This is a genomic window from Kineococcus gurbantunggutensis (assembly GCF_050871925.1).
Lineage (GTDB): Bacteria > Actinomycetota > Actinomycetes > Actinomycetales > Kineococcaceae > Kineococcus.
Genome location: NZ_JBJLSG010000221.1, coordinates 1 through 6,419, shown reverse-complemented (window position 1 = coordinate 6,419; position 6,419 = coordinate 1). Strand labels below are relative to the sequence as shown.

Here is a 6,419-nt window from a genome sequence, read left to right as displayed (position 1 = left end):
CCCCCCCCCCCCCCCCCCCCCCCCCCCCCCCCCCCCCCCCCCCCCCCCCCCCCCCCCCCCCCCCCCCCCCCCCCCCCCCCCCCCCCCCCCGGCGGCGTCCTCAGCGGCGCTCGCCGCGCGCCTTGCAGGTCACGCAGAGCGTCACGCGCGGGAAGGCCTGCAGGCGGGCCTTGCCGATGGGGCCCGTGCAGGACTCGCACACGCCGTAGGCGCCGGAGGTCATGCGCACCAGCGCCCGCTGCGTCTGCTCCAGCAGGTCGCGCGCGTTGTTGGCGATCGTCATCTCGTGCTCGCGCCCGGCGGTGGCCGCGCCGTGGTCGACCTGGTCGTCCCCGGCGCCCTCGCCGCCGGAGGCGACCAGGGCGGAGAACGAGCTGGTCGCCTCCACGAGCTGGCGCGTCAGCCGGTCCACCTCCGCCTCGAGCTCGCCGCGGACCTCGTCGAGCTCGGCCGGCGTCCAGGCCTCCTCGCTGTCCCTGACGGGGAGCTCGCGCACCGCGGCCGCGCGCGCCGCACCGCCCGAGCGGGCGCGCGCCGCAGTGCCCGACGCCCCGCCGCGCCGCGTGGTCGCCGTTCCCGTAGCCGCAGTGCCCACAGTGATCCCCCTCCGCTCGACGCGGCCGCCTGCCGCGTGCCGGGAACACTAGGGATATGACTGTCCGTAAGCAAGTGGAAACAACAAGTCACTCAGGCGGGGGTGGCGACGGCCCGCCCGCGGCACGTCGTGGTGGCGGTGGCGGCCTCAGCGCGTGACGGCGTCGTCCGGAACGACCCGGCCGGTGCGGCGCAGGTCCTCCAGCTGCCCGGCGATGAAGGACTCCAGGTGCTCGCGGTAGGCGCTCTCGCGGCCGTGCAGCTGCGCGATGGCCTCCTCCAGCTGGCGGCGGCGGGCCTGCAGGTCCTCCAGCGTGCGCTCGCGCTGGACCTCGGCCTCCGAGACCGTGCGCTCCGCGCGCTCGCGCGCCGCGGCGAGCAGGGCGTCGCGCTGCTGCTCGCCCTCGCGCACGTACTCGTCGTGCAGGCGCTGCGCCAGGGCGATGACGCCGGCGGCCTGCGAGGCCGGGGCGCCCCCGGTGCCGGGCTCGACCGCGGCGGCGGGGGCCGGGACGGCCGCGGGCGCCGAGGCGGCGGTGGCCCCGGCGGAGCCGTCGACGGCGCTCGCGGGCCCGTCCTCGGCGACGGGGGTCCCCGACAGCTCGGCCACGCGGGCGCGGCAGCTCTGCAGCTGCGAGCGCAGCTCGTCGTTCTCGGCGTTCAGGCGCCGCAGCTCGGTGACGACCTCGTCCAGGAAGTCGTCCACCTCGTCCTGCGCGTACCCCTCGCGCACCCGCGTGGGGTTGAAGCGCTTCTCGACGACGTCTTCCGGGCTCAGCGGCATGGGGCTCACCTCTGTCGACGGCCGCCCCGGCCGGACGGCGCACCAGGCGACACCGTAGCGGACGGCGCGGCGCGCCCCGCCAGGGCCGCGCGGACGCGCGTCAGAGCGCGGAGGCGGCGCTCAGCCGGCCGAAGACCGACATGAGGATCGAGCACAGGATCGCCAGGACCAGGAAGGCCAGGTCCAGCTGCACGGCACCCAGCCGCAGGGGCGGCAGCACGCGCCGCAGCACCTTCAGCGGCGGGTCGGTCACCGTGTAGACGGCCTCGGCGCCGACCAGCACGACGCCGCGCGGGCGCCACTCGCGCGACAGCGCCTGGACCCAGTCCAGGACGAGCCGCCCGATGAGGCAGAGGAAGAAGAGCAGGACGAGCAGCTGCAGGAGCGAGAAGACGAGGGCCACCCGTTCATCCTGCCCGACGCGGAGCGCGCCGGTGGCCGCGCAGGGTGGTCCACGGCCGCCGCACGGGTGATCCTCAGGACTGGTTGAAGAAGGTGCGCTCCGCGGGGCGCTCCTCCTCCTGCGAGGCCACCTCGACGTTCTGCGGGGAGAGCAGGAAGACCTTGTTGGTCACCCGCTCGATCGAGCCGTGCAGGCCGAACACCAGGCCGGCGGAGAAGTCCACCAGGCGCTTGGCGTCGCTGTCGCTCATGTCGGTGAGGTTCATGATCACCGGAACGCCGTCGCGGAAGCTCTCGCCGATGGTCTTGGCCTCGTTGTACGTGCGCGGGTGGATCGTCGTGATCCGGTGCAGTTCCGGAGCACTGCTGACCTGCGGCACCACGTGCGCCACCTGCCTCCTGATCGGGGTCACCTGACCCGTGGTCTCCGCGCGGCGCTCCGCGACCGGAGTGGGATCCGCCTGGCGCACCTCGGGCCGGGACTCGTGCCGCGGCTCGGGGCGCGACGCGGGGTGGGCGCCGCGCACGGTCTCCGCGCGCTCGCGGGCGGGCTCGGCCTCCGGCTCCTCGGCGTAGCGGTCGTCCTCGGCGAGGCCGAGGTAGACCATCGCGTTGCGCAGTGCGCCGGCCATCGCAGTCTCCTCGGGTGGGTTCCGGTCTCGGTGCCTCCGCGGTGACGGTACCGCGCGGCGTCGGCGACGTTACCGCGCCGCGGGGCGGGCACCCAGGACCGCGCTGCCGACACGCAGGTGTGTCGCCCCCGCGGCCACCGCGGCCTCCAGGTCCCCGCTCATGCCCGCCGAGAGCAGGACCGCGCCCGGGTGCGCGGCGCGCACCCGCTCCGCCGCGCGCACCAGCGCCGCGAAGGCGCGGGCGGGCTCCTCGCCGCGCGGGGCCACCGCCATCAGCCCCGCCAGCCGCAGCGCGGGGGCGGCGGCCACGTCGTCGGCCACCCGCAGCACGTCGTCGCCGGCGGCGCCCCCGCGGGCGGGGTCCACCGGCGCGCCGAGGGCGGCCGCCAGGTCCACCTGGACGAAGCAGTCCACCGCGCGCCCGGCGGCGGCCGCCGCCGAGGACAGCGCACCGGCCAGGCGGGGGCGGTCCACCGAGTGCACGGCCGAGGCGTAGCGCGCCACCGAGCGGCACTTGTTGGTCTGCAGCTGCCCCACGAAGTGCCAGCGCAGGTCCGGGTGCTCGCCGGCCAGCTCGTCGGCCTTGGCCGAGGCCTCCTGGTCGCGGCTCTCGCCGACGTCGCGCACGCCCAGGCGCGCCAGGGCGCGCACGTCGGCGGCGGGGAAGAACTTGGTGACCACCACCACGGTCAGCGCGCCGGGGTCGCGCCCGGCGCCCGCGGCCGCGGCGGCCACGCGCTCGCGCAGCGCCCCCAGCCGGGCGGCCAGCTCCCCGGCCCGCTCGTCGTCGTGCTCGCCGCCCCGCTCGCCGTCGTGCTCGTGGCCGGGCCCGGGCGGGCGCTCCCCCGCCGGCCGGCTCACGGCAGCACCACGACGCCGGCGCTGCGGCCGGTCACCCCGTCGCGGCGGTAGGAGAAGAGGTCGGGGTGCTCCAGCGTGCACGGGCCGGGCCCCGAGGCCGGCACGCCGGCCGCGGCCAGCTGGGCCAGCACCCCGGCGGGCACGTCCACCGCCGGGGTGCCCCAGCGGGTGGTGGCCCGGGCGGCGGGCACCGCGTCGGCCACCGCGTCGGCCATGGCCGCCGGCACCTCGTAGCAGCGCCCGCACACGGCCGGGCCCAGCGCCGCGGTCAGCCGCCGCGCGCCGGCGGCCCGCGCCGCCGCCACCACGGCGGGCACCACGCCGGCGACCAGGCCGGGGCGGCCGGCGTGGGCCACGGCCACGACGCCGGCGTCGGCGTCGGCGAGCAGCACCGGCACGCAGTCGGCCACCACCACGGCCAGGGCGGTGCCCCGGCGGCGGGTCAGCAGCGCGTCGGCCCGCGGCGGGCCGCCCGCCGCGCCGTCCACCTCCACGACGTCGGCGCCGTGGACCTGCACCGGCACGACCAGCTCGGCGGCGCCCACGGCCTCGCGCAGGGCCGCGCGGTGGGCGGCCACGCGGGCGGGGTCGTCACCGACGTGGTCGCCGAGGTTGAGACCGGCGTAGGGGCCCTCGCCCCGGGCGCCGGCGCGGGTGGTGAAGCCACCGCGGACGCCGGGCAGTCCGGCGTCCAGCAGCGGCACGTGCACGTCGCTCACGCCAGCGGCGCCCGCCGCGCCCGGCACCCGCGCGGGGCGGGTGCGGCGGGACGCCGGCTCACTTGAGGAAGTCGGGCACGTCGAGGTCGTCCTCCTCGGGCCGCGGGCGGCCCGGGCGGCGCACGCCCGCGGTGTCGTTGGGCAGCTCGATGATGCGCGGCACCTGCACCGGGTCCTCGCCGGGCACCATCTGCGGCTGGTGCTGCACCGGCTGCTGCACCGGCTGGGGCGCCTGCTGCTGGGGGGCGGGCTGCGCGTACTGCGGGGCCGGCTGCTGCGCGGGCTGGTGCTGCACCGGCTGCTGCGGCACCTGCTGCTGGGGCGCGTGCTGCGCGTACTGCGGCGCGGCGTACTGCGGCTGCGCGGGGGCCTGCTGCGGCGCCTGCTGGTGCGAGGGCGCGATGGGGGCCTGCTGCTGCCACGGCTCCGGGCGCGAGGAGCGCGGCGGCACGGGCGCCGGCGCCGGGGCGCCGGCGGGGGCGCGGCCGGAGACCTGGCCCAGGGCCCGCTCGTCGCGGCGGCGCACCGGGGTGCCGCTGTCGAAGCCGGCGGCGATGACCGTGACGCGCACCTCGTCGCCCAGGGCGTCGTCGATGACGGCGCCGAAGATGATGTTGGCCTCGGGGTGGGCGGCCTCCTGCACCAGCCGGGCCGCCTCGTTGATCTCGTACAGGCCCAGGTCCGAGCCGCCCTGGATGGACAGCAGCACGCCGTGGGCGCCGTCGATGCTGGCCTCCAGCAGCGGGGAGGAGATCGCGCTCTCGGCGGCCTGGATGGCGCGGTCGTCCCCGCGCGCGGAGCCGATGCCCATCAGCGCGCTGCCGGCGCCCTGCATGACGGACTTCACGTCGGCGAAGTCGAGGTTGATCAGGCCCGGGGTGGTGATCAGGTCGGTGATGCCCTGGACGCCGGACAGCAGCACCTGGTCGGCGGACTTGAAGGCGTCGAGGATGCTGACCTGCTTGTCGCTGATCGACAGCAGCCGGTCGTTGGGGATGACGATGAGGGTGTCCACCTCGTCGCGCAGCTCGGCGATGCCGGACTCGGCGGAGTTGGCGCGGCGACGGCCCTCGAAGGTGAAGGGGCGGGTGACCACGCCGATCGTCAGGGCGCCCAGCGAGCGCGCGATGCGGGCCACGACGGGGGCGCCGCCGGTGCCGGTGCCGCCGCCCTCGCCGGCGGTGACGAAGACCATGTCGGCGCCCTTGAGCACCTCCTCGATCTCCTCGGCGTGGTCCTCGGCGGCCTTGCGGCCGACCTCGGGGTCCGCGCCGGCGCCGAGGCCGCGGGTGAGCTCGCGGCCGACGTCGAGCTTGACGTCGGCGTCGCTCATGAGCAGCGCCTGCGCGTCGGTGTTGACGGCGATGAACTCGACGCCCTTGAGGCCGACCTCGATCATCCGGTTGACCGCGTTCACCCCGCCGCCGCCGACGCCGACGACCTTGATGACCGCTAGGTAGTTCTGCGGAGCTGCCACGTCGAGTGCCTCTCGCCTCTTTCGCCGATGCCACCCGGGGACGGCGGGCCGTTCCCCGGTGAAACGCTGACCCTCAGGTAGAGGGTTAACGTTATGTCATTTCCTGTTGGTGGGTGACCGTAGGGAGCCGAGGGGCTGCGGTGCAACTGCCGCCCCGGCGTGTCGCAGGGGCGCACCGCCCGGACGGCTCAACCGCACCGGGCCGGGCCCGCCGCTCAGCCGGCCGGGCGCACCGCCGGCGCGTCCGGGGCCGAGACGTCGATCGACGCCGCCGCCGAGGCCGCGGGGTCCTCCAGCAGCCGCAGCAGCACCTGCGCCTTGCGCTCGGGCCGGCTCGCGTCGCCCCACAGCACCGCCGGCCCGTCCGCCAGCTGCAGCGTCACCGCGTCCGGGCTGGCCGCCGTGATGGAGACCACCCGGGAGCGCACCGCGCTGGAGAGCGAGCCGTTGACCGCCAGCGCGGTGCGCAGCGTGCCCGCCCGGGTGCGCTCGACGTCCACGCTGAGCAGCGGCACGCCCGCCGGGGCCCGCTCGGCGTGCTGCAGCACGCGCGCGTCGGCGTCCACGAGGTCCACCCCGCCGGTGGTCGAGGGCACCGCCGCCACGGCCTGGCGCTCGTGCACCCGCACCTCCAGGGTCGAGGGCCAGGACCGCAGCACGTCGACCGACTCCACCAGCGGCAGCGCCGCCAGCACCCGCCGCGACAGCGAGCGGGTGTCCACGGCGGCCAGCGCGCCGCCGCGCCGGTCGTCCACCAGGGCGCGCACCTGCTCGGCGTCGGTGCGCTCGGTGCCGGTGACCCGCACCTCCTGCACGCGCAGCCACGGCGAGCCCAGCGCCACCCAGCCGGCCGCGGCGAGCAGCACCGCCAGGACGGCGGCACCCAGGGCCGCGCGCCGGCCGGGGCGCCGGGCCGCCGGGGCCCGGCCGGGGGGCCGGCCGCGGTGGGC

At 77.6% G+C, this 6,419-nt stretch carries 8 protein-coding genes; all 8 read right to left on the bottom strand.

Annotated elements, in window-relative coordinates:
• Positions 1-100: 100 nt before the first annotated feature.
• Positions 101-496, bottom strand: coding sequence for a TraR/DksA family transcriptional regulator (locus ACRYR7_RS23650; protein ID WP_432574691.1), 396 nt, complete (start codon positions 494-496; stop codon positions 101-103).
• A gap of 246 nt (positions 497-742) precedes the next feature.
• The gene (locus tag ACRYR7_RS23645; RefSeq protein WP_432574690.1) at positions 743-1,378 is read right to left on the bottom strand and encodes a DivIVA domain-containing protein; all 636 of its coding nucleotides are present in this window, start codon (positions 1,376-1,378) and stop codon (positions 743-745) included.
• A 100-nt stretch (positions 1,379-1,478) separates the two neighbouring features.
• Positions 1,479-1,781 carry a YggT family protein gene (locus ACRYR7_RS23640; protein WP_432574689.1) on the bottom strand — a complete coding sequence of 101 codons (303 nt, stop codon included), beginning with the start codon at positions 1,779-1,781 and terminating at the stop codon, positions 1,479-1,481.
• A gap of 73 nt (positions 1,782-1,854) precedes the next feature.
• On the bottom strand, positions 1,855-2,412 hold the full coding sequence (locus tag ACRYR7_RS23635; protein WP_432574688.1) for a cell division protein SepF: 558 nt from the start codon (positions 2,410-2,412) through the stop codon (positions 1,855-1,857).
• Positions 2,413-2,481: 69 nt separating this feature from the next.
• Positions 2,482-3,180, bottom strand: a complete 699-nt coding sequence (locus ACRYR7_RS23630) for a YggS family pyridoxal phosphate-dependent enzyme (protein ID WP_432574692.1) — start codon at positions 3,178-3,180, stop codon at positions 2,482-2,484.
• Positions 3,181-3,269: 89 nt separating this feature from the next.
• Positions 3,270-3,992, bottom strand: coding sequence for a peptidoglycan editing factor PgeF (pgeF, locus tag ACRYR7_RS23625; RefSeq protein WP_432574686.1), 723 nt, complete (start codon positions 3,990-3,992; stop codon positions 3,270-3,272).
• A gap of 58 nt (positions 3,993-4,050) precedes the next feature.
• Positions 4,051-5,469 carry a cell division protein FtsZ gene (ftsZ, locus tag ACRYR7_RS23620; protein WP_432574684.1) on the bottom strand — a complete coding sequence of 473 codons (1,419 nt, stop codon included), beginning with the start codon at positions 5,467-5,469 and terminating at the stop codon, positions 4,051-4,053.
• Positions 5,470-5,684: 215 nt separating this feature from the next.
• A partial coding sequence (locus ACRYR7_RS23615) for a cell division protein FtsQ/DivIB (RefSeq protein WP_432574682.1) occupies positions 5,685-6,419 on the bottom strand: 735 nt, incomplete at its 5' end.

Coding starts and splice junctions, on each gene's coding strand:
- ACRYR7_RS23635 (WP_432574688.1), bottom strand. CDS start 2,412: ATGGCCGGCGCACTGCGCAACGCGATGGTCTACCTCGGCCTCGCCGAG.
- ACRYR7_RS23645 (WP_432574690.1), bottom strand. CDS start 1,378: ATGCCGCTGAGCCCGGAAGACGTCGTCGAGAAGCGCTTCAACCCCACG.